The following is a 22,736-nucleotide window of genomic DNA, read 5'->3' on the forward strand; positions in this document are numbered from 1 at the left end:
CATCAGCGTCGGCGTCTGCATCTGCATCGGCGTCAGCATCCGCGTCAGCGTCGGCGTCGGCGTCAGCATCCGCATCGGCGTCTGCGTCAGCATCCGCATCCGCATCGGCGTCTGCGTCCGCATCCGCATCCGCATCGGCGTCGGCATCGGCATCAGCGTCAGCGTCCGCATCAGCATCGGCATCGGCGTCTGCATCCGCGTCAGCGTCAGCGTCAGCGTCGGCATCTGCATCCGCATCGGCATCTGCATCCGCATCAGCGTCTGCGTCAGCATCGGCGTCTGCGTCAGCATCCGCATCGGCGTCAGCATCCGCATCGGCATCAGCGTCGGCATCAGCGTCGGCGTCTGCATCTGCATCGGCGTCAGCATCCGCGTCAGCGTCGGCATCTGCATCCGCATCAGCGTCTGCGTCAGCATCAGCATCTGCGTCAGCATCGGCGTCTGCGTCAGCATCCGCATCCGCATCCGCATCAGCATCCGCATCGGCATCAGCGTCGGCGTCTGCATCTGCATCGGCGTCAGCATCCGCATCGGCGTCAGCATCTGCATCAGCGTCTGCATCCGCATCGGCATCGGCATCGGCGTCTGCGTCTGCATCCGCATCGGCATCGGCATCGGCGTCTGCGTCAGCATCGGCATCCGCATCAGCATCAGCATCGGCATCGGCGTCTGCATCCGCGTCAGCGTCGGCATCGGCATCTGCATCCGCATCAGCGTCTGCGTCAGCATCAGCATCAGCATCCGCATCGGCATCGGCATCGGCGTCTGCATCCGCATCGGCATCAGCATCCGCATCGGCATCAGCGTCAGCGTCTGCATCGGCGTCAGCATCCGCATCCGCGTCAGCATCTGCATCCGCATCCGCATCGGCGTCAGCGTCAGCATCCGCGTCGCTGTCGTCGCCGGAAGATCCACCGAGAGCAAGCGCTCCACCTCCAGCCAACAGGCCGAGGGCTGCAAGGCCGAGAATAGAGCCATCACTTGTGGACGCACCGACGAGCTGGTCGACGCCTTCAATTTCTGAAAAACGGAAGTCAACCAAGCCGTCGCTATGCTCGCCTAACCACAGATTGCCATCTTCGTCCTCAAGCACCAGCTCGCTATGTTCGCCATCGACCTCGCGGTAAAAATGCCCGATGCGAATGGTCTCGCCGGAGCGCATTCGAAGGAGGAGATCATCACCGTCACGCACGAAGTCTGAGACATCATTTCGATCGGCCCGGATCTGCACGATACTGGGCTTGCCCGCCTCCACGTTATCGAGTGACACGGTCCGAGAACTACCAGCGACCTTGTCGGTTATAACAGCAACCATGCAACCGTCCTCCTGCAACGCGGTACAATTGGCGACAGGAAATCACTGCCGCCTGAGACATCAGGCACATCGACGAAACTGGATTTATGCGAACAACGACCGCCGAGAAGCGCGATGCTCCCACATCAACGATCCTGTCTATTAGCCTCGGAATGTTCTCCGGTGCCCTCTCCTACTCTCATATTTGCACAAAAAATGAACTCTGCAAGAAAAAAACAACCGAGGGGAGCATTAGCAATCACTTTTGTAATGACGCGTGGGACGTGGAGGCGACCCAATATTCGAAACTATTGTGCGCGCCGGCTCTGTTTCGCCACGCCATTTCCGCCAAACAGATCACAGCGAACGGGTTCCGAAATTTTGATGTGAACAAATATTTTTTCTCGAATCACAATTGTGCGCTTCCGAATTTTGCTGCGTTTGAGACCTGCCCCCAGATCATTCGTTTATCGGGAGATGCTGCGCAGGAAGAAAGCAGAAGAGAAAACGGCTCATTCTAAAAGTTGATAAAAATCAAATATATGCGGGCTTGACGAATTTGTGACGTTGCTGGCTCTACAGGGAGATACCCTGTACGGTTTGACCTTCCAGCGAGAAAGCTTCTCGCATCCGTCCTCCGTTGAAAGCGCAGTCGATATTCAGCCTGTGGAGGTCGTACTGGATATTGCTGATATCGAACCTCGCGGCATGAAGCTCCTGATCGGCGTTGAGGAGGTCGAGCAGGGTTCGTGTGCCCAGTTCAACATATTGTGTTCGATAGAGATCACGCGTTTGCCGCATCGTCGATTGCCGGGTCGAGAGCGAGCGGCGAAGATTTTCCTTGCTTGCAAGTTGACTGCCTGCCTCGGTGAGGTCGCGCAAAATGTCGACCCGCGCCCGCGCCTCGGCAGCCTGGGATGCCCCAAGCGCCTGCATGGCCATATTTCGCCGGGCGCTCGTGGCGCCACCATTGTAGAGGCTTCCTGTAACCTTCAATCCGACAGTGTAGTCTGGGTCGAGCGAGCTGAGCTCGGTAACATCGACGCCAATGCCTGCGTCGAGAGACAGCGTCGGCAGCCCTTCAGCCTTGGCCAGGCCAATCTGCGCGGCCGCAGCTTCGCGATCTGCCGCCGCCTGCATGACTGCCGGCACACGTGACCAGTCCAGATTTGTCGTTGAATTGCAGGCCTTCGACAGCCATGATGGTACAGTGTCCGATACCTCGACCCCTCCGGCGATACCGCTTAGGTTTGCAAGAACTGCTTCCCAGCGCGATAGTTGTCCTTCGATTTCAAACAGCGTGGCCTCCGCGGCCTGAACACGCGCCTCGGCCTGCAGCAGATCGGAACGTGTGCTCGCGCCCTTGTCCGTACGCGACTTCACTAGTTCGAGAATAGATTTCACATCCTTGATCTGGTCACGGGCGACGCCCCGCAGGGAGCGGTTGCGCTGAATTTCAATCACCGAATTTGCCGCTTCGCGCGCAAGGTTGTCCACCGCCATCAAAACCTGCGATTTCCGACCAGCGATCCCTGCTGTGGCAATCTTAACGCGGTTGTCGACTTTACCAAAATCGTAAAGCATCTGCGAGACGCTGAAGTTCAAATCCGGGCTATAACGATTGGAGCTGTTGGTGTTGTAGGATGAATCCAGTCCCCAGCTGAAATTCGGAAGATAGCCGGCACGAGCCTCGTTAACGGACTCGGTCTGCTGACGAAGCCGCCCAACACTCTCTGTGACGGCGGGATGCCAATCAACGGCCTTCCTGACCGCAGTTTCGAGTGACAGAGGCCCCTTATGGTATGTGCTCATGGACTTCGCCGGCCGGACAACGCCAAGTGGTGCGCGTGTCACCCCAGGGAGATCGCTACCACCCGTCCGCGCGCCGTTGTCTGATACATTGGCACCCGTCTGTCGGTTGCTGTCGCTGGGCCGGCTCGCGCAACTGGTTGTCACAAAGCCCGCAGCAATGATGCATACAAACGCTCGAAGCCGACGAACTCGCATTGAACATTCCACCTTCTGACTAGAAGAATAACTAATCTGCCAGTACGAGGAACGAAACCGTGGCCGTTGGTTTACCGATATGAAACCGGTCAAACGCTAGGACTAGAGGCACATGGTTAACGATGAGTTAACCATGTGGGGGTGACTGTTAACCATGTATATCCCCGCGCCTTGGCCGCAGAGTGGGTGATGCGAGGAACGGTTAGACTTCGAAGCGCGGAGAAGATTGGGATTAAGCGCTGCAGACTTCCCGGTGATTGGAAGCCCTGCATCGTACTTCTCCGTTTAAGTTTACGCAGTGGCAGATGGGAAATTTTCCGCTCGATTGTTAAGCCCATTATGGGATTGGTGCTCGACAGCCCGCATCACCTAACGCTTAGCTGCGCCTTAAGAGCGGAGATTGCGACGATGATCAGCTCGGGCGGCATGAATCGAAACTGATGCGGCGAGTGTCCGCGTCTGTTTGGACAATGCCTGTCGTCTCCGCCTTGAGTGGAATCGAACCCTCGCCACCCTAGTCTCAGTGGCCATATTTACCCATAATTTTATAGTCCGATCAGATACTTGATCTTCGATTGGCCGTAAGGGAACGCCTCATGGCTTTTTGACGCAATACAATACCGCGAGAAAAGCTGACATTTGCAGAAATTCATCACCGTCGAACCGCGATCGAAAGCCGTATCTGTTCCTTTTCGAAACTGACCAGCGGCTGGCTGTGCAGATAACGTAGCACTGACCTCAACAATCATCAGATGATGTCGACTGAGTTTTGCAAGACTGATCGAGCACCGAAATATTTTATCTAAGGCATCCTGATACTTCAGATCCTTCTCCGGTCGCGGGAGCGTTTGTTCAGAAATTGAGAAGTAAGGTCAGCTGTCAGCCTAGTAGCTTGATCAAAAGCGTCAATGATATCGGCAAACCATTCATCAGGCCGCGTATCATCCGTGCCGTGAAGGTTGAAGAATAAGGTTTTGGTTCCTTCTCGAGACCAAAGTCCAGTTTTTATGTGCCGCCCCGACAAATGTACGTAAGCAGAAGCTGCCTCATATGCTTCTGACAGGCCGGGGTACTTTTCATTCAATTTTCGATGGAGAAATGCATCGCTCAAAGGTTCCCCCGTGCGCGCCTTGAGCTTTCGATAAATATTGTCATCCATCAACCAAATGCCGGCAGCTTCTACATCTTCGACCAGAGTAAGGCCGAACATGCGCATGGCCGTATCAAGTTGCAACCTGACGAGGGCGGCAGCTGATAATGTGTTTTTCGCTCTCACGAGAGTACAAAACGCATGGCTGAGCGAAGCTGTCTTCTTGATTGCGCCAAGCGCATACCATTCGATATCTGGAATTGTTGTACCCTGTGGTCCGAGATGGTCACTGGGCATTCGTGACAGCACAGCAGTTATTTTCTCGATTTCTTGAAGATGGTACTCAATGTCGAATGTCGACGGTGGCGACTGATCCAAAAAACGTTGGCTCCGATTATGCTTGACAAAACATGACTTTTCACTTCGTCAACGTGGAAGGCGAGCCGTGCACTACCATACAGTAGAGCAGTTGTGCTTCAGCGTTCGTTGTCCTTGCACAACTTAGGGAAATCGGAGCGCTGTGTTCACGCTCCGACCATTTCAATGATCGAAACTAGGCAATCGCTTCTTTCATCGTTGAGAATTCAAAAACGCAAATTATTTCGATTACTGCGCAGCGATACCCGGCGATTTCGCCCTTATGGAACTATGAATGTCCGCAGGATTGACCCCTTTTCGCTTTCCCCAATCTGCGAGATTTGGTGGGCGGTATTTGCTATCGTCTCGCCATCTTGCAAAAACGGAACCATCGATTGTCTCGTTAACCCTCGTGTGAGTTCCAGTCGAATCACCGAACGGTTCTGGTGCGATAGGTCGGTAGTCTCGCTTTTTCACCCAAGAATATGTCCCCCTGAGGAACTCTTTGTAAGAGTCTGAGATCGCGCCGAGATGTTCATCGCCATCCATTTCAAGCTCATTGCGAAAAGCTAGACCGAGATTTGCCGCTTTTTCCATCATCCACCGGAGCGGTATCTGCGCCAGCGTGTCATTAAAGCAACCCCCACCCACGTTCGCATGAGCGCCTACGAACCAGCGTTGTTCGACGCTCTCTACAGCCCTCATTGGAGATGCTTCTGGAGCGCCCGTCTTTGTTCTGATTGTCCAGGGTGTTGGCGCAAATTTAGCTCGGTGCTCATCAATTGCGAGTGCATGAAACCCGTGCCTGACTGGTTTCCGAAGACCGGTATGATGAAACTTGAGCGTTGAAGAGCTGATGCCGGCGAGACTGAAAGCTGGGACGCCGAGCGCACCAACCGTATCCCAGACTCCGACCATTTCAATCGCTACCGGTCGCGAATACTTCAGCATCCAGCGCTCTTCGAGCGTCATGGTCTGGGCGTCAAAGGTAGGAAGTTTGTAGATAGTGCGGTCATCGTCGTTACGGTACCGATCATACAGCTGATTTACCCCCAGCGCTCCGCCTGGTTTTAAAAGCCCGCAGATAGAAATAAATCCGGCAAGGCTCCGTGCCGTGTGGGCGCCGCGACTGAACCCGAAGATAAAGATTTGGTCGCCGTCCTCGTAATTATCGACAAGCCAATTGTAGGCCTCCTGCACTTTCTCGGTTAGGCCTTTACCCCAGCCGCCGCCAATGACGCCGTTAACTCCCGTGTCATAATATCGAAGCTGCTGACGGCCTTCGGTGTCCTTGTCTGCGCAAAGGGAGCGGAGACGCCACACATTTGTGTTCGTGCCAACTGCATTCCACGTTCCGTCGAGGAATAAGGCAAGCTTCTTACTCGATGCTAAGGGCAGACCCGATATTTCCACTACCTCCACCTTTCCAAAAATACGCACGTCAAATTCGGGGGTCGCTTGCTTCACTACTGGTCAAACGCGGACCCGTCTCTTGTTGGTGTACGCCCAGTTATTTATTACAAAAGCTGTGCGGCCAGAGCACCTTCGAACACTTTTTTGTAAGCAGTTTGAGTGCGTTTCCACACTTTCGACTAACCTTTTATTTGCCGTTGCGAACGCGATCTGAATTGGTCAGTGCCTCGCCCAAGCGGCCTAACGTTTCCTTCATCGCTTGCTCAGCAGATTGAGTGAGCGATTTTGCACCACCTTCACAAGCAAAGCCGGCATCGCCTTGCGCGTTGCCGTCACCGGAGACTGTAGTGCCGAGCAGGCGCCCCGATTGCCCGTCAACAGTAATGGATGCCGCGACCTCAACTTCCGTTTCCATGCCGGCAACCCAGAAGCCTGGCACAACGCGCAGTCGAGCGTTCACGTCTTCGCCCTTAACGATAATCATGCCACGGGCACCACGCGCCTTGAGCTCATCGCGGCCGACAGGCGCTTGAACAGGCTCCAACTCGGTCACCAGGTTTGCAAAGGTCTGCCTTACCGAGCCAGAAAAGCTGGATGAGAGATTGAGCGGGAATGTGTGCGCTGCGCAGTTCATGTCCGATGGCTTGATTGGCTTATCCAGCTTCGACCCATCAACGAAGAGCAAGTACTTGCCGGGAAGCTTGCCTTCATAAGACGAATAGACATTGTAGGTTGCGACTGTGAGCGGCTCCGCCTTGTATTGGCAAGCCGTCAGCATAGCGCAAGACAATAGCGCTGCAGAGAATTTGGTGTTCATGATGCCCCCGAAAAGATCCCCGAAACGAAATAAGCACGGCGACAATCTAGAGTCGAGTGAGAATAGATTAGAATAGACTTTTATGACCCTGCACCAAGTAGGTGGGGTATCGTTCAGCCAGACACGGCGGCCGTTTCGGATTGCGCACTAAAAATCGCGCTTGTCGCGAAAACCCATCAACTGTGTTCAATTAGTGATTTCGAACTTCGGCAAACCTGATAATGTAAGATCGTACTAATGGAATACGGGCGGGGGCCGGTACGAATGTTTTCACCAACGCTGCGATCTTATCTCCGATGGGCTGGCTTATCCGTTGCCCTCGGCGTGGTCGTCTTGCATCCTCCTTCTGAGGCGGCAGCTCAAGTCGTCGCTGGGCACTCGATCGGAGAGGACCGTGGCAAGCTGGATGGCGTTGCCTGGCAGAACAGTTTTGGCGATTTTGTCGACGGGAAATTCAAGGTTGCAAATGGGGTCGAAGTCTCAGCGACCTCCGAGCAGTCGACCGGGAAATTGGTTCGCTTGGAGGCCAAATGGGATGGAAAAGGCTTGCGCCAGCTTGCCTACTTTTCCGACTTCAGGTTCGGCCAAACAACTCTCGCAGATATCAAGAAGCGCTTCGGCAATCTTGGTCTGTTGCCTGCAGGCGGCTCATCTGTCCTGAGCACTCCGGATGGTGGCGTCACAATCTCGAACTTTTATGAGATTTCAGGTTCGAATACGATAGCGACTTTCGTGACAAAGATCGGGCGAGCGGAGCTTCTTGACCTGAAACGCCGACATGGCGCGGATGCATATGCTCATATGGCGACGGCCGCCACGCTTCATTCGATGGCGATATCCGACACGATTTATTTCAAGAGCCTTCGCGGGACGGCACCGATTGCGGATGTTGGATATAGCCCTATCGCATGGACACCGATGAGCAGCTCCACCGACAAACCCAAAAAACAAATGGTGCTGTCGAGGATAAAATCCACGCAATTGCCTGTGGCCCGTGTCTATTCCGGACCGAGAAATCTCCCCGATTTGACCGGTCAGAATTCGACAGTGCGCGCTTACCAAGACCGGATTGCAATGCGGATGGCGGAAGGCCCTGCTTTCGCCGGTGAATATGCCGTCGTCCAAATTGATTGCGGCACTCGCTGTTCAAACGCCTATGTCGGAAATGTCCGCACCGGTGAGGTTTTCAAGTTGCCTGTAGGCGGACGAAACAACCTCGATCTCGCCCTCAAATACGAACTTTCCAGCCGCCTTATGACAGCGCAATGGTCAGATGCTGCCTCGGGAAAGTGCGCAATCCAGTTTTTCAGCTTCAACGACGGAGAGTGGATCGAGCTTCTCAAACACGAAATTGACGACAGTCAGGGATGCTCGACGTCCCTCTCATATAACCTGCGGTAGTCTTTTCTCTATTGCAACTCACAACGTTTGATAGCCTACTTTAACCTGTCTGATTGGCGTCTAGTAAATGGTTTTGAAATGGAAAATCTACCCAGCAGTTCGCAATTGATCATCGACCAGTTGCTCATGGAATGGCTCCCGGACGCATCGGTGCGGTTTCAGTATCTGTATCCGGAGCTCGAGCTTAACGTCGATGGAAACATCGTTCGCTTCACTGGGACGAATGCTGGTGATCCACGCGTGAAGCAGGAGTTTCAGTTCTGTCTCTATCGTCAGAAGATTTTCGAACAGACGTTGCCAATGCGCAAGATGCTAATTGAGGGAGTGACAGGCGTTGCTGGTCGCACCTCTTAAGTTCCGCGTAGCCAGCGACGGGGATGTCCTTTTCGCAGATGACGCCGGTGGCTATTTCAAAGCAGGTGAAGCATTTCTGCACCGCTATGCCCGCGACGAGCTGCTGGCGTCAGATCTCGACTTCTTGCATACGAACGGTAGTGCGTTCAGCGGGGTGGGCGACCTCACCTATCTTGGCTTTGAGCAGCGTTTCGCCAGCCGTCTCTACCTTCCGGCTGAGATCGACTACGTCATTCTGGTGCCGACGCTGAGATGCAACCTGGCCTGTGGTTATTGTCAGGTCTCCCGCGTCAACGAGGGTACACGAGGTTTCGACTGGAATGCTGAAACGTTGGCTGGTGTCGTCAGCTTCCTTGACGGCCTGTCGACCACCACCATCAAGATCGAGTTTCAGGGAGGCGAGCCGCTCCTGCGCCTCGACGTCATCAAGGATGTGATGGAATTCTGCCGAGGCAGATTCAATCGCTGTGAGTTTGTCATCTGTACAAACCTTCAAGAGGTTTCAGATGAAGCTTGGGCAGTCTTGAAAGAGCCGGACGTGTTCACCAGCACGTCACTCGATGCGACGAGAGCAATCCATCAAGCACAGAGAACTGTGAGTGACGAGAAAACGACAGCGTTTTTCAATAATCTCGACATCGCAATCGAAAGGCTGGGCGCCGACAAAGTTTCAGCTCTCCCCACCATTGACCCACGCAACGCGCCGCCACCGAGCGCATTAATCGCGTCTTTCGTTCACTACGGGTTCTACTCAATTTATCTGCGCCCTGTGAACTACCAGGGCTTTGCCCGCAAAAAGTTCGACGCTCGCAGCAACGCAGCGGTGTGGAATCAATACCACTCGGAGTTCATCGACGAGTTGATTGCATTCAACTGGGATACTGACCAACCCGTTGAAGAGTATTATTTCACGCACTGTCTCAGACGGGTTCTGCGATCAGGCCATAACCATCACGCAGATCTTCGCAACCCGAACATCATCGGTCAAAGCTACGTCGTCATAGATTATGACGGGAAATTTTATCCCACTGATGAAGCACGCATGGTGACACGCGTGGGACAGTTGGACCTGTCAATGGGCGACGTCTTCAACGGCATGAACCGGGATAAGATTGAGATTCTAAATGGCGAGGCGATCAACAACTTCCACCCGGATTGCGTCCATTGTCCCTATCAGGCCTTCTGTGGTGTTGACCTGGTGGACGACCTGTCACGATACGGACGGATCGATCTCCCGAAACATCTCACGGATTTTTGCCAACGCCATACCTACCTGTTCGATAAGATTTTTTCCCTGATCTATTCAGACGATCCGATGGTTCAAAAGTCCCTTGCCATATGGTCGGGATCTGCTCGCTTCGATCGCTCGCTTGCGAAGTCTCACCGATGATTGAGTTGCGCCTCAAAGTCGATCCCTTACCAATCGACGTTCCCCTGGTCGTCAGGCTCAACGATGGTCCATCCAACGCGGACGGTCAGCACGATGCTTTTTTAGTTGAGTTCACTGGCGAGCGACGGGAGTACGATTTCAATGGGTTCTCTTTGGGTGTTTACGCAGGCGTCGATGAATGCATGGATGGAGACGTGCTTCTCCTCCTGCCAGGACAAGCCAGCGCTCATCGTCTGATACGAGCTCAGTCGGAACACAACACGTTTCTCGTCACTGAGCAATGTGACCAGCTGTGCGTCATGTGTTCGCAGCCGCCCAAGAAGCATCACCATGACATGTTTGAACATTTTGCGCTCGCGGCTCTGCTGGCCCCGATAGGCGCTACGATCGGCATTTCCGGTGGCGAGCCTCTTTTACATAAGCATCGACTGTTTGAAATGCTTTCGCACGTCACGAAGGCCCGGCCGGATATTCGCTTCCACGTTCTGACCAACGCTCAGCATCTCGATGGCGGAGATATCGAAACGCTTTCCGACCTCGGATGGGATCGTGTTCTATGGGGTGTCCCGATCTATTCAGCCACAGCCGACGTCCATGATCGAATAGTTGGGAAAGAGGGAGCGTTCAGATCTCTTGAACGTGGGCTCGCTACTCTGCTTCGCGCAGGTGTTTCAGTAGAACTTCGCACAGTTGTTCTGCAGCAGAATTGGGACGACCTTCCAGCTCTTGCCGATTTCGTTTCGACGAGATTGAGTGCCGTATCCTTCTGGGCCGTGATGCAGCTTGAACGGATCGGATACGGTAGGATGAACTGGACGACGTCATTCAAAGACACTTCGACTGATTTCGATCCCCTTGCCAGAGCGATCGATATTGCTGCGGCAAGAGGGATACAGGCTTGGCTCTATAACTTCCCAGCCTGCTCGGTTCCTCATGGTTACCGTGGGCATGCACCTTCAACTATTTCCGACTGGAAACGGAAGTATCTTGATTTTTGCGATGGTTGTAGTGCTCGCGGAACTTGTGGTGGGTTCTTTCAGTGGTATGATCATCGGCAGGGGTTTGCTGCATTGGGGCCGTTATGAAATCGCGGATATTCTTGATCCCGTCGCTTTTAGCGGCCGGTTTTTTGCCGTCCAAAACGACAGCGATGCCAATTGGTGAATTTGTCGAGAAGAAGAACTCTGTTCCAACAGTTCTCGAACGGCTGAAACTGAAGCATGTCTTCACGCTTGCGGGGCACAGGTCACATCGATCTCATTCCAGTCACCGCTCGCACTCCAGTCACAGATCAAGTAGCGGCGGTGGATACAGCTATGGTGGATCATCGACATACTCGTCGCCGTCCCCTTCTTACAACCCACCCGCCCGCTCGATCTATCCGTCTGCGCCCAGCGCGCCTGTAGCACCCCCGGTACCAGCAACGCCTGCACCGCTTTATAGTGCGCCAGTCACGCCAATCCCTGCGCCGCTGAAGCCTCTTGCCGGCAACACAGACAAGTTCAAAATGATTGTCATGCGGGTTCAGACAGCACTGACCGCGTACGGCTACTATTCGGGTCTGATCGACGGTCAGGTCGGCCCAGGATGTAAAACAGCGCTGATCGCGATGCAGACTGATTACAATCTTAAAGTGACTGGAACCATTACGCCCGATGTGCTCGACGCCTTCGGGATCGCTGCGAACTGACCGTCATGGATATCAGCCACATAGTTGAAACGATAAAAGCGATCCCTGCACCGCCCTCACCTCCAGAACTGGAAACCGCGTTACCGCCGCTTCCAACCCTCCAGTTATCCGAGGTGGGGCGTGCTGCCAGATCTGAGAGAAAGTTAACGGTTTTTGCAGGAGCCGCCGCAATGACGGTCGGGGTCTACCTCGCACTGGTCGTCCACGGCTTCTGGGGGACAGCGCTTTGCGTCGGGGCACTCGTAATGACCGCCCTCTCGCTAAGCCTGAAGGCAAAATTCGCGGTCGCATACCGGGATGCCAAGGCCAAATGGGACGAGCAACGACAGACTTGGCTTGCCCAAGCGGGCCCGACGACATTTGAAGAGAAGCGAAAACTCTTTTTGTCGCTTGCCGAAACATGTTCAGGCCTGCCAGCGAAAGAGCGTGAGTTGCTTGGCGAGCTCGAAAAGACCAAGCGCGAGCGACAGTTCGCAAGCTACATGAAATCGCAATTGATCGAGCGTGCTAAGATACCAGGGGTCGGTCAAAGTCGCAAAGCAACTCTCGCATCTTATGGTTTTGCCAATGCCCTTGATGTGAAAAATCGGCGTGTCCCGAAGCTTCCAGGATTTGGACCTTCTCTCGTTGGGGAAGTGGAAGCGTGGGCGAGCTCCGTGGGCCAAAAATTTGCTTTCAACCCGACAGCTCCAACCGAGCCTCATCTGGTTCAACAGGTCAAGAGCGCGATCACCATGGAACGCGTGGGGCTTGAACAAAAACTCGCAAATGCTCCTGATCAGTTGAAAAGCGTTTGTGAATCTGCAGAACGCCTTCGAAACGAACCTCCCCAGACCCTGTACGATGCACTGGTCCAGATGAAGCAAATCGAAGTAGACAGGGGATAATCGCCAATGTCTGCACCTTATCGAAATTTCTGGATCATCGTCGCTATGACGGTTGGCGCGACGGTCTTAGCGAACATATCCTCCAGGCCAGAGGTTGCTTCTGGTAAAATCTCACCAGGCTCATCTCATACAGGTGGTAATGCTTCATCGGGTCAAAACCAGACCCCAGGCCCGCAGACGTCTGCACGCGTTGAAACGCCATCTACGACGACCGATCAGCCCCGATCGCTTCCAACAGGGATGAAGGCGGCAGAAGAAGACCCGTCTGCCAGGCAATTTCGAAGCATTGATAAGGATATCAAACAGGCATTTGATATTGCAGTCGAGGCTGCGTTGGCGCAGAAAATGGGTGGCTCTGCCGCTTCCGCCGTTGAAACTGGCAATGCAGCTTCGCCTCTCCCATCCTTGACCACGAAAGAAGTGAAAGCGACCCCTGGGATAGCGGACGCTCCGTCAGATGCGCAAACGAGCACAAAGGTATCGCGAACCACGACCAACTTGAATATGCGGAAACGGCCTGATCCAAACTCACCGTTGATCGGGGTGCTGCCCACAGGAATGGTGGTTACAATGGTCGATGAACAAGACGGTTGGGTCCAGGTTCTAGTCAAAGAGACAGGTCAAGATGGATGGGTGAATGCAAAATTCTTAAGGAGCGAGTAGCGCGAACAACATCTAGTTGCGCTAACATAATCTTCGACTAATGTGAGCTCCAGTAGGGGATTGGGGATGTTTTCGTGCGTAGAGTCAAATTAATAAGTTGCTGCGTTTCTATTCTGCATGGTTTGATCGGGGGCGCCGCAAGTGCTGCACCAGACGCCAGAGCCATCGCCAAGGCGACAGTCGGCATAACGATGGTGCAGCAGGCAGCCTTGTCCACGCCCAACCCAAACATGATCTGGCTGGTCGTATCCAGCCGGCCGACATTAGACCAAGCCAGTGCGATCGCGCAATCCTTTGCGGCAACGCTGGGGCCAGCCTTGATAACCCAGTCTCGAAACGGGTCATTTGCTATCGTGACTGGGACTTTGTTCAAGGACAAAGCCAAGCCCAATCTGCAGACCCTGAAAGACCTTAGACTTGTTCCGCAGGACGCATTTTTAAGCACTGGTGAAGGTTTTGGATCGATCGTAACGCACACTTATAGAGCGGGCACATCTACCGACTTGATGACGCAAACCACATTGATTTCATCCGTGAGGCGTCTTCAAATCGCCCTGACGCGATTGAAGCTCTATTCCGGTTCGACCGATGGCCTCATCGGACCTGGGACGGTCAAGGCGTTTGCTGCTTACACTGCAACATTCGGAGAACCTCACGGAGAATTCCTGGATGATTACGCGCTCAATATGATTGAGCAAAATGCGCAGGATGGATTTCGTTCGCCCACAGAACGTCAGGTGGCCCAAAGCATGGGTTTCGAAGACGGCGAGACATATGCACAGGCGGTAAAGGGAGGATTCACTTCTCCACAGGTTATGCTTGTTGCCAAGCAGCGCGGATTCCAGACGAACCTTGATTTCGAGGCGGCTTCACAATCTGGATTTGAAACGGCTGAGGAGTATGCGAGGGCGAGAGCCCGTGGGTTCCAGACCGCAGACGAGTATCGAGCAGCTTCGCGATTTAAGTTTGACACACGCACCGAATACGTGGCCTTCCAATCATCAGGATTTACCGACAAAGACAGTTTCCGTACTGCACAGGAACGGGGCTTCGCCGATAAGACATCCTACGAGAAAGCGGTCGCAGCAGACTTGAAGGCTGCGCGCTTGAAGGCTGGTATCCTGCTTGATGATGCCCAAGTTTTCATCCGGCTTAATCCACAAATATCAAACCTCATTCAAGTTGCCGACAAAGCCTCGATCCTAGGCGTGACATTGCCAACGGGTACCGCGGTCAACCTCGAACAGGCATCGTCTGAGCTCGAAGCCCTTCTGGTGCCTTTGTTGGGCTATCGTGATTTCGTCGTTGCTAGAGACAAGGAGCGCGCCGATGAACGCCAGAAGCAGATTCTGGCTCATCAGAAGGAGCTAGAGGCCACCCGTGCATCGCTGACGAAATGGGTAGCAGGAAATATTTCCTCCCCGAAACTCCCGCAAGTCGTTCAGGAATTAAAAACTTCTGCGGATGCTGTCATCTCGGATGATCTTGATGTCCTCGAAAACGCAAGACAGTCCCTTGGGATACTGATTTCTAACAACGGTCTAGCGACCGAACTTGGTGGATACCAGGCCGCTGGTGCGGGAGGTGTCGAAGTCAGTCAGAAGAACTCGGACGCGCCTTTTGCAGTCACGCCGGCGAACGCGGTTCTCTTGAGTGGCGCAGGCGGTGACGTAGTTTCGTTTTTCAACGCGTCTGCTGATGCACCATCACTCGTTAGGACGTTGAACGGTGGTCTTTCATTCTCGAAGGACATTGCAACGGTATGCCTGATCGGCATTGACGAAACACCCTCGCTCAGAAGGGGACTGCGAGACATTTTAGCGCCAATGGGTGCGACAGTTGTCAAGACAACCATGTGCAATAGCAGGAGCCCAAAACGGGTGGACGTAATTATTGCGAAACGAAAGGCGTTTCTTGAGGCGCAACCAAGTTTCGCCGTCGCATTTCTGGATGCACTTGAGGCCAAGAAACTTCGCGTGTTCGATGCGATTGATTATAAAAAGCTAGCCGAGAGAGAAGAGAAGGAAATTTCTCTTGTTGCCGCAGTGACGTCTGGCGTCGAGGCCGGATCTCGAAGTGGATTTGGTGCTTTTGAAATTGCTTCTGAGAAAGGCGACCTATGTGTCGTAGTCGCCGAACCAGTTGATGTTCATGAAGACATGCTGAAAGAGGTAACTGCGCTCGTCGAGATTACGAAGCCTCTGAGGGTGATAAGTGACAAAACTTTGGAACAACTTTACCCTATGATATTGCGCGACGAATGCCGTGCGGTATATGGAGCCTCCAGCGCCCTACAACAGCTGACGCAGGCAATGAAGCGTGATGAAAAGGCTGGTAATTTCCTGCCAATTTGGATTGAGAACGATAAGGTCGCACAATCTGCCGCCAGACTAGCAGCCAGCAAACTCGAGACAGTAAAGCAACAGGAAGCTGAAAGACTTGCGGCTCAAGAAGCGGAACGATTGTCTGATATTCGTAAAAAAGAGGAGCAATCACGCCAAGGCGTCGTGGAAGCTGAGCTCCAAAAAGTCAACGGCCCAGCGGCAAATGCGCGACTGACGAAGTTTACAAGTTTCCTCAAGGCGTCGCTTACACCAGATGGCGGGTTAGCTGCAACACAGACGAATTCGCCGGCCTACCGGGAATTTACTGACTGGCTCAATGCGCAAAAGAGAGATGGCTGGGAACTCGGGGACGTCGACACGTCCATTGACGATTTTGGAAGCGTGAACTGGAAAGATCGAAAACTGGATGCATTAGTGACCCGAGTTGCATTGAAATTTAAGAGCCGGGAACGTGGAGAATATCGAACGGAGTGCGTCTTGTTCGGTGTCGTACTAGATGATGAGTTCGAAATGGAGCGGGATCCATTGCACGCGCTTTGTGCGGACGAGGTCGCCAAAATCAATACATGGAAGTCTGGGCACAGTTTTGAAAGTCGCTGGAGAGCAGCAAATCGTGATTTCGCGACGCCCTAGGGTGCTCGTGGAAACCATGCCCACCTGCGAAACTAAACGAAAATATCAAGTCAGACCCTTTTACGCTCTTGAACCAATTCGAACCGGCGACACGTTCGCCGCTCAAGGCGTCTCCTTTTTTCTTCAAATCTTTAACCTCTTCCGGACTAGAATATGCCCTCCTGAATTTTTCAGTGAGCTTATGGCCGAGAGCAAGACCAGCACTTGAAGATTGACCAACCCTTAGCTGCCTTGTAGACCGCTGGTCACAGACCTGCCAGCTTGAGATCAACGATGATGGAGGACATATGGTAATCGATCTAAGCCGTCCCCCCCGTCGGCAGAGAAACGCCGCTCTGTATATCGATAGGTTCGACATCGGTTCGTTTAGAGGGTTAACCGATATTCGCCTCGAAAATCTGAGCCGCATTAACCTGTTGGTCGGAAGCAATAACGCAGGAAAAACTTCTATACTTGAAGCGATCGCTGTACACTTTAACGCTTTTGATATCGTGGAATGGTACAATATCGCAAGGACTCGCGAAGGACGATCAATAACTCCGTTCGCCGACGCTCTTTCAACCCTTGATTCTTTACGATGGATGTTCCCCTCGGACAACGCTCTGATGTGGGATGACAGCAATACGTTGCCTATTCATCTTGAAAGCAGCCGCGGCGATGCGACTGACGTAGTTACAGCCACGTGCAAGCAAACACGCGGCATATTACCTTACGAGATGATCCGCCGCGACGTAGGCAACAATCGCGTAGGTCTTGATGGAGAGCCTGTTGAGGATGTCGGACTACTAATTGGAGTTAATGCCACTCTGACCCAGGATATGTTATTGCCAGTTGAGCATTCGATGGATTTTCAGCTTTGGTCTCAGCTTGGTCTCAGGTCGGAAATGACCCGGGCACGACGTAAAGTAAACCTTCAATTTCTAGCCCCTTACGGGCATAGGAGCACTCCACAAAATCTTCGCAGACTTACAGAAGCCACCCATTTAGGTACACGAAATGATATCGATGACCTCCTGCGCGATTTGGATGAGCGGCTGCAGGGGGTTGAGATAATTACGAGTGAGGATGGCCGAACACCCAAGATTGCCGTTCGGACAAAAAAGGGCGGTCTCTTCCCTCTCGCAGTTCTGGGTGATGGAGTCAGACGAGCGCTATCCATAGCTCTTGCTCTCCAGTCTGCAAAAAACGGTATTCTACTTATTGATGAAATAGAAGCAGCCCTACACGTCAGTGCGCTTGATCGTGTTTACTGTTGGTTGAGCAATGCAGTTGAATCCTACAATGTGCAGGTTTTCGCAACCACCCACAGCCTAGAAGCTATCGATGCAATTATAAAAGCTAAGTCACCGGCGGAATATTCGGATCTGAGTGGGTATAATATCGCCCCGTCAGAAAAGGAAAACGTCAAACGATATACGGGTGGAATGCTACATCGGCTAGTACGCCAACGTGGATTAGATATCAGGTCCTGAGATGTCGAACGCAGCTATAATTGTTGAAGGCGGCCATGACGCTAGCTTCTTGGGGCAAATTTTAAAAACTCGTGGCTTCAAGGCTGTGAACAGCTTGGACGCCGTTCCCGAAGCATGGACCATCATGTTTCCACGGCGTTATCCAGTCGATGGAAACTCATTAGATCGTGTGATCAGGTTCCCCGAAGTATATATTAGGGATGAAGTGGTTGTCGGAATTGTAACTGCAGGAAGTGACAGTCGTTTAGTTTCTACGCTTAGAAATACAATTGACGCCATTGGCATCAGTAATTTGAACTTGGTCGCATTGTTCGTAGATATCGATAGCAACACCCCTGACAATCGCTTCTCAGAACTGAAAAATGCTCTATCAGCAATGAATACAGCCGCTATTGAGGAGAAGGCGCCTGGATACCCGATCACACTTCCTCAATCTCCCGGTACCATAGAGGAGGGCGCGCCCAAGTCAGGGATATACATGTTCCCTGACAATCTGAGAAACGGCTCATTGGAAACCGTTTTGCTAGAGTGTGCGAAAGTACATCACGCAGATATTGCCCAGGCATCAATAGAGTTTATTGACAACATTAACGCCTCTGCCGAGCGAGGTCGTAAAGACCTCAAATTGCTCCGTTCGGGGATGGGGATGCTCAAAGCGAAGACTAGCATCGTTGCAAATATATTGAAGCCAGCGACTAGTTTAGCCGCTTCACTCGCTCAATCGACTTGGTTGCATGGTGAGGCTCTCAATCAGCCTTTTGCAGCTCGAACAATTGAGTTTGTTGACGTGATCTTGGAAAATCTCTCACCCCTAGCAACCAAAAACTGATGCGCAAGCCTGTCTTTTCCAGTTAGCGATCGCTCGGACTGCCTTAATGTAGCTGAAGTCCACCTCACCGTGATTGTAACGTACGAAGAAACTTTTTGTAGTCCGCTCATACGCGCGATTTAGGTCTCGATAAAACTCGACCGGCTCCCCAGGCATGGTCCATTCTTCGGCTGCGCAGTAATCACGAAAAAGCGCGTCGACAGCCTCCTGCTCGCCTCCAATTAGAGCAACACGTAAATCCCCAGTGTTGAGTATCGCCTGGTAGAAGTTTTCAGCATCACCTGCCTTATCGAAAATCAAACCGTTCCGCAATGTTACCGGGTTCGCTACACCCATATTTGAGACTCCCGATCTTAAATCAAACTATAGTTAGTGTTTTATTTTGCCGAGTATATTTCGGCCCGACTGTAAGCCCACCGTCTTCGAGCTCAGGAGAAATCATTGAAGTCGTGAAAATGATCTGATGGGGAAATTTTGCCTTGTTGGACTCGGTCACGATTAGCTTTTGATAGTTGTGGCTGCGTTCCTGCTCCATTCCCTTATCTTCGATGTTATCCATCAGCAGAAATTTGGGGTGCCAGAAAGCTGCGTCATAGGTAGCGGCCTGAAGCAACGAAAGTATCGCCGTATTTTTCAGAACGACATTGCTGCTCTCCGCGAAATTCATTTTCCCGTCAACGAGCATAGCATCGTCGCCGAAGTTGACCGAAAATGTGGATGGATTTTCGAACGTATCCTCCCGTTGAAGGTCGCTCGTCAGTAAACGCCGCCCAATCGAACTTACCGACTCCATCGCCTTAACTGTGCGAGCATTTGATGCAGCCTCCAGGCGTCTCAAGCGAGCTTGAAGAATTTCGATGTCATCATTCAGTTTCGCTCTTGCTTTCGACAACTCATCAAGCTTCTCGATTGAAGATCGCAGTTCTTCCAGATACGCCGCTTCCGACTCGAGACGACCAAGCTGCTTATTCCTTTCCGCCAAAAAGCTTTCGCGTGGGGAGTTACTGACGTCGTACCGGCTAGAAAACTCAGAGATCGCCGCGGCATAGGATCTCCTTAATCCTCGACCATCGCTCTGCAGCGCTTCGAGGTCAGCGGCTTTTGTTTTCAGAAGTTGCCGCGACTCTCTAATTTGCAGTTCGTTGTCTATTTTGATTTCAAAATACTTCGACCTGGCTTTGTCATCGTCAACGACTTCGTGGCAAACAACACAATGCTGACCATCGACGTCAGAAAGAGGCTTCAAACAAGCTGGGCAGAACTGAAACTCGATGCTCCCCAATTTGTCGGCCAGTGTGCTCGCCGCATTCAACGCGGCCAACTGGGTCTCTAAATGGTCAATGAACTGCTGTATCTCGCCCTGTTCATCGGTAAGATCGCTAATCCGTTGCTCGTTTTCTTTTACGTCAAGCGCTAGCTTTCTCACGCGAGTGAGCATGGCTCGGCGCTCTGACACAAACTGTTGCGACTGCTCTTCTGCGACAAGCGAATCTACGTTTCTGACCTCAGTAAGTATTTTATCTCGACTGGTCGCAAGGTATCGCAACCTAATGTCCAAAGCGGAAATCGACGCCAGTCCCTCTGCGGATGGAAGGGCGAGAAGTGCTGCGCTATAGAGCTTATCCTTTTCAGCGTACTCCGCCTTCAGTTCGCGGAGCGCAATCTGTCCCTCATAAAGATCATAACCATTCACTCCAATTATTAGCTGGCCAACCGCTTCGCGAATATCACGAGTGTCGAAGCTCTCAAATCTGAAGAGCTTTCCAGGCGGAGTTTGCTGGTCCGCATAGAGCAACCGCAAAATCTGATGCATGGTAATGTTTGAATTGGCTGCATTGGGTGCCTCCGGAATACCAGACGCACGAAACAAAACCTGGGTGAAGGACAGGTCTTTGCCACCAGCGGGCCTCCGAATTGGAACCTTCTGCCAATGATCTACCCCTTTACCCAGGGACTCTTCGAGCCCGCCATAGAAGATAAAGGTTGGTTCGAGCTTTGTACCAACGGAGCGATGAACTGTTAAAATCGCCTGTTCACACTCGACCTCAATTCGGACTGCTGTGCAGTAGCGAGCGGCGTCTTTCCAACGATCAAACTCCCCGCCCAATCCGTAAAAAATGAAGTCGGAAACTGTCGACTTTCCAGAACTATTCTCGCCCCGAATGATGTTCACACCGCGGTGGAATGTCTGATCGTAAGCGACATGAGCACCTTGTGTGATCTGCAAGCGCTTCAAGGCGAAAAAGGCCACCACGATTTACGTTCCTGTCCTTCTGAGGCCTGTTACTGAGCGAAGTCCGCCTTTGCCATGGCCAATTGATGCAAAATCTTTGGTTAGAAAATTCAGCACAGCCTCTTCGCCTGCCAAAACAAGTTGATCCCCGATTTCATCTGCAAACGTTACGCCGGCGGAGCTCAAAATACATTGGCCGCTGTCGATGGCAGCGATATCCAAAAGACCTTTTCCAATAAGATTGTGCAGTGCTTGGACTTGGATCCCAGCCATCTTATTGTAGAGAAGCGCAGGTGACGGATAATCTAAAAAGCAGTCTTCTGGCTTCGAAACATGCAAACTGTTGAATGCACGGCGAACGTCAGCAGACATCTGCGTCTTATGTAAAAGACTTGGATTGACGAGGTAGAAGTCAGAAACGAACAGCCGGTCGCGCGTCATCGAGTCAGCCTTCCACCTGCTCAAAATAGCGACGTACCGTCTTATGGTATCGTACATATCGAGCTGCGCATACCAGAGGCGGTACTTCATGGCTTGTCCCATCGAACATGACACCGCTCTGTCAGGAAATAAAGGGCATTCATCACCGTTTTCGCGGTAGCCTTTTGCTCAGAATACTTTTCTGCGAGAGGGTCAATCACGTGCGTTTGCACTGCTACCGAAATCGTCGCAAGATCAGCGTCGGTACAAATCAGTGGATGATAGATAAGAGCATTGAACCGTTGCTCAATGTCAGACAGGAGGCTTAGATGGTGCTGGTTTGTCGCTGTCTTGAGGCCAGACTGCACAAAATTCCGCGCGAACCGATTTTGCGAGTCATTTGCGAAAGGATATTCACCTTCCCGACCTGCTGTGATCATCTTCGTCAGCAGGTCTCTGCGGTCATAATCGCTGACTTCATCCAAGCCATCATCAGCAAACAACGCCGCCGTTTCTGAGGTGCTGACAGGCAATGGAGCTATTTTCTGCAAACGGTGCCTGATACTCGCGTAAACAATGTCGAACCTGTCGACGGGCTTACAAATGCTCAGATGGTCTGCGTCGATAGCGACTGGCATTACAGCATTTACACCCGGATCCGCACTCTTCGGGTCGACCACGAGTGCAATCTTCGCCGTCTTATGCATCTCATGGTAGACCGTGATCTGGATTGCCTGGCTCGTGCACAAGGACCGAAAGCTGGCATTGAGTTCATCGAGGTCGGAAGAGTCTTTCTGCAGTTTGTTGACGTGCGGTGACGCGAAGCATCCCGAAAACATTTTCAGCAAGTCAGCAAGCGACGAGCCGCTATGTGGCGTAGCAAGGAAGAAAATTCCCGCACAATTCTTCGCAACTTTCTTCCAATCATCATCCGAAGAGTCATTTGCCGTACGCAAAATTTGTTTGACCAGGAGACCACCTAGGCTGTGGCAAATGAATACGATCGGCCTGCTTCCAAACCCGTATACAGTCAGAGTCTCGAGCGCGTTCTTTGCTCGGTCAAAAAGGTTCATTTCCTTCTTCGCCCACTGCGCAAATATGCTGGCTGGGTACCCGAGCGTGTAATAGTTCAGGTGTGGGAGATCTGCCGAGAGCCAGTGTGGCCAATACTCACCCTCGGGTTCGCTAGCGCCTTTGGACGACCAAGTCTCCTTGGGATCTCCGGTGAGACCGTGAACAAACACCACATCGGCGCAACCGCCGTTGGCAGCAATTTTAGCGAATACTGGCACAGCTGACAAATTTTTGCCCTGGAAGTCGAATGCAAATCATCTCGTACAACCGTAAATGTTCTGCCTCCGAATGCAAGTACACTAGAAGAGGTGTGTAACTTCTTAACAAGTTTGACTATTGCTACAGTAATCCCGTTCTGTAGCTACGC

Annotated in this window: 20 protein-coding genes; 11 read left to right on the top strand and 9 right to left on the bottom strand. The window is 52.4% G+C overall.

Features of this window, described 5'->3' with window-relative positions; all coding sequences use genetic code 11:
- Nucleotides 1-1,315, bottom strand: a 1,315-nt coding sequence (locus RQI55_RS19455) for a BapA/Bap/LapF family prefix-like domain-containing protein (protein ID WP_311276922.1), incomplete at its 3' end; no start/stop codon positions are given.
- A gap of 86 nt (nt 1,316-1,401) precedes the next feature.
- Between RQI55_RS19455 and RQI55_RS19460 the strand changes: the two genes are divergently transcribed.
- Complete coding sequence (locus RQI55_RS19460; protein WP_311273279.1) at nt 1,402-1,815, top strand: hypothetical protein; 414 nt, start codon at nt 1,402-1,404, stop codon at nt 1,813-1,815.
- A 55-nt stretch (nt 1,816-1,870) separates the two neighbouring features.
- On the opposite strand, the gene RQI55_RS19465 is transcribed toward RQI55_RS19460, so the two are convergent.
- The 4 genes from RQI55_RS19465 to RQI55_RS19485 all read right to left on the bottom strand — a co-directional run bounded on the left by RQI55_RS19465 (nt 1,871) and on the right by RQI55_RS19485 (nt 6,978).
- On the bottom strand, nt 1,871-3,106 hold the full coding sequence (locus RQI55_RS19465) for a TolC family outer membrane protein (RefSeq protein ID WP_311273280.1): 1,236 nt from the start codon (nt 3,104-3,106) through the stop codon (nt 1,871-1,873).
- Between the two features lie 1,015 nt (nt 3,107-4,121).
- Nucleotides 4,122-4,769 (bottom strand): hypothetical protein, encoded by a 648-nt coding sequence (locus RQI55_RS19475; RefSeq protein WP_311273281.1) that lies wholly within the window; start codon nt 4,767-4,769, stop codon nt 4,122-4,124.
- Nucleotides 4,770-4,997: 228 nt separating this feature from the next.
- On the bottom strand, nt 4,998-6,215 hold the full coding sequence (locus RQI55_RS19480; RefSeq protein ID WP_311273282.1) for a DUF2235 domain-containing protein: 1,218 nt from the start codon (nt 6,213-6,215) through the stop codon (nt 4,998-5,000).
- A gap of 133 nt (nt 6,216-6,348) precedes the next feature.
- Nucleotides 6,349-6,978, bottom strand: a complete 630-nt coding sequence (locus RQI55_RS19485) for a hypothetical protein (protein ID WP_311273283.1) — start codon at nt 6,976-6,978, stop codon at nt 6,349-6,351.
- 264 nt (nt 6,979-7,242) lie between these two features.
- Between RQI55_RS19485 and RQI55_RS19490 the strand changes: the two genes are divergently transcribed.
- From RQI55_RS19490 to RQI55_RS19535, 10 genes are all read left to right on the top strand, one after another.
- Nucleotides 7,243-8,379, top strand: coding sequence for a hypothetical protein (locus RQI55_RS19490; RefSeq protein WP_311276923.1), 1,137 nt, complete (start codon nt 7,243-7,245; stop codon nt 8,377-8,379).
- Nucleotides 8,380-8,457: 78 nt separating this feature from the next.
- The gene (locus RQI55_RS19495; RefSeq protein ID WP_311273284.1) at nt 8,458-8,733 is read left to right on the top strand and encodes a hypothetical protein; all 276 of its coding nucleotides are present in this window, start codon (nt 8,458-8,460) and stop codon (nt 8,731-8,733) included.
- Complete coding sequence (gene hxsB, locus RQI55_RS19500; RefSeq protein WP_311273285.1) at nt 8,714-10,123, top strand: His-Xaa-Ser system radical SAM maturase HxsB; 1,410 nt, start codon at nt 8,714-8,716, stop codon at nt 10,121-10,123. Before RQI55_RS19495 ends, hxsB begins: the two co-directional genes overlap by 20 nt.
- Complete coding sequence (gene hxsC, locus RQI55_RS19505; protein WP_311273286.1) at nt 10,120-11,208, top strand: His-Xaa-Ser system radical SAM maturase HxsC; 1,089 nt, start codon at nt 10,120-10,122, stop codon at nt 11,206-11,208. Before hxsB ends, hxsC begins: the two co-directional genes overlap by 4 nt.
- Nucleotides 11,205-11,813, top strand: coding sequence for a His-Xaa-Ser repeat protein HxsA (gene hxsA, locus RQI55_RS19510; RefSeq protein WP_311273287.1), 609 nt, complete (start codon nt 11,205-11,207; stop codon nt 11,811-11,813). The genes hxsC and hxsA overlap by 4 nt, the downstream gene beginning before the upstream one ends.
- A 5-nt stretch (nt 11,814-11,818) precedes the next feature.
- Nucleotides 11,819-12,700, top strand: coding sequence for a hypothetical protein (locus tag RQI55_RS19515; RefSeq protein WP_311273288.1), 882 nt, complete (start codon nt 11,819-11,821; stop codon nt 12,698-12,700).
- 6 nt (nt 12,701-12,706) lie between these two features.
- A complete protein-coding gene (locus RQI55_RS19520) occupies nt 12,707-13,363 on the top strand; it encodes an SH3 domain-containing protein (protein ID WP_311273289.1) in 657 nt (218 codons plus the stop codon).
- Nucleotides 13,364-13,437: 74 nt separating this feature from the next.
- Complete coding sequence (locus tag RQI55_RS19525; RefSeq protein ID WP_311273290.1) at nt 13,438-16,341, top strand: hypothetical protein; 2,904 nt, start codon at nt 13,438-13,440, stop codon at nt 16,339-16,341.
- Between the two features lie 287 nt (nt 16,342-16,628).
- Nucleotides 16,629-17,813, top strand: coding sequence for an AAA family ATPase (locus RQI55_RS19530; RefSeq protein WP_311273291.1), 1,185 nt, complete (start codon nt 16,629-16,631; stop codon nt 17,811-17,813).
- A gap of 1 nt (nt 17,814) precedes the next feature.
- Nucleotides 17,815-18,642, top strand: coding sequence for a DUF3226 domain-containing protein (locus RQI55_RS19535; protein WP_311273292.1), 828 nt, complete (start codon nt 17,815-17,817; stop codon nt 18,640-18,642).
- Here the strand turns inward: RQI55_RS19535 and RQI55_RS19540 are convergent.
- The 4 genes from RQI55_RS19540 to RQI55_RS19555 are packed head-to-tail and all read right to left on the bottom strand — an operon-like array spanning nt 18,625 to nt 22,587.
- Nucleotides 18,625-18,978 carry a hypothetical protein gene (locus RQI55_RS19540; protein ID WP_311273293.1) on the bottom strand — a complete coding sequence of 118 codons (354 nt, stop codon included), beginning with the start codon at nt 18,976-18,978 and terminating at the stop codon, nt 18,625-18,627. The two genes, RQI55_RS19535 and RQI55_RS19540, sit on opposite strands and share 18 nt — an antisense overlap.
- Nucleotides 18,979-19,000: 22 nt before the next feature.
- Nucleotides 19,001-20,896: an AAA family ATPase gene (locus tag RQI55_RS19545; protein ID WP_311273294.1), complete on the bottom strand. Its 1,896-nt coding sequence runs from the start codon at nt 20,894-20,896 to the stop codon at nt 19,001-19,003.
- 3 nt (nt 20,897-20,899) lie between these two features.
- Nucleotides 20,900-21,406, bottom strand: a complete 507-nt coding sequence (locus tag RQI55_RS19550) for an ABC-three component system middle component 5 (protein ID WP_311273295.1) — start codon at nt 21,404-21,406, stop codon at nt 20,900-20,902.
- The gene (locus RQI55_RS19555) at nt 21,403-22,587 is read right to left on the bottom strand and encodes an ABC-three component system protein (RefSeq protein ID WP_311273458.1); all 1,185 of its coding nucleotides are present in this window, start codon (nt 22,585-22,587) and stop codon (nt 21,403-21,405) included. Before RQI55_RS19555 ends, RQI55_RS19550 begins: the two co-directional genes overlap by 4 nt.
- Nucleotides 22,588-22,736 lie beyond the last annotated feature (149 nt).

Origin of the sequence: Rhizobium sp. WCS2018Hpa-16, from assembly GCF_031843705.1 — a bacterium.
GTDB classification, from domain to species: Bacteria; Pseudomonadota; Alphaproteobacteria; order Rhizobiales; family Rhizobiaceae; genus Agrobacterium; species Agrobacterium tumefaciens_C.